Consider the following 836-nt stretch of genomic DNA (forward strand, 5'->3'; position numbering starts at 1 on the left):
GTGGTTCTAGTATCTGTGGTTTGTTAATTTCGGTACTGACTGCGTTTAACCTAAGTTCTTCGTATTTTTGCACTAATGCGGAGTAGATTGTTTGTTTTATCTTGTAATCTCTTTCAAGATTAAGGTATTCTTGCTCTATTTGAGGAAGTTTTTTCATTTTTTGTTCAACTTCATTCATGGCTTTTAATGTAGCTGAGAGTTTTGTTTGCAAAATTGGCAACTTTAGTTGATTTTGGATTAGCTGAGTGTAAAGTTCTTGTAATACAGGACTTGGTGATTCTATTTTTGATTCCGCAATTCTTTTGATTTCTTTTTCTATTTCCTCCTCTAATTGTTTAATCTGTGCTTTGGTTGCTTTAACCTCGGGGTGCTCCTCTGTGTACTGTTGAAGCAACGAATTGTATTTAGCTTGCAACTCGGCAAGATTTGCTCTATACTTTTCGATAAGCTCACTTTTTGGAGTATAGTTTACCTTTGAATCTTTTTGTAAGCTGTTTATTTGAATTGTTAATTTTTCTATAGCTTGTTTAGTTGTTTCTATTTCGTTTTGAGTTCCATACTTTTCGTTTTCGAATCGCGTAAGTGCATCAACATAAAGTTTACCTTCGTCACTTGGTGAAATAGATTTTGTTAGTTTAAATTGCTTAATTTTCTCACCAAGCTCAGCAATTTCCATTTCAAGTTTTGGTATCTGTTTTTCAACAATCTCAAAAGGAATTATCTCATTTGAATGTTAGTATCATTTGATGATTTTTCTCAAATTTATTGCGTGATTTTACTTTGCTTTGAAAACGAAGTGGCAGTAGAATATCTTTAGCAAGCTTAACTTTTTCGGA

General features: G+C 32.7%; 1 protein-coding gene. It reads right to left on the minus strand.

Annotated features, from left to right (window positions below; all coding sequences use genetic code 11):
- On the minus strand, window positions 1-676 hold a 676-nt coding region (locus N2Z58_09455; GenBank protein MCX7654884.1), incomplete at its 3' end, for a hypothetical protein.
- Window positions 677-836 lie beyond the last annotated feature (160 nt).

The sequence above is a fragment of the Fervidobacterium sp. genome (assembly GCA_026419195.1).
GTDB lineage: Bacteria > Thermotogota > Thermotogae > Thermotogales > Fervidobacteriaceae > Fervidobacterium.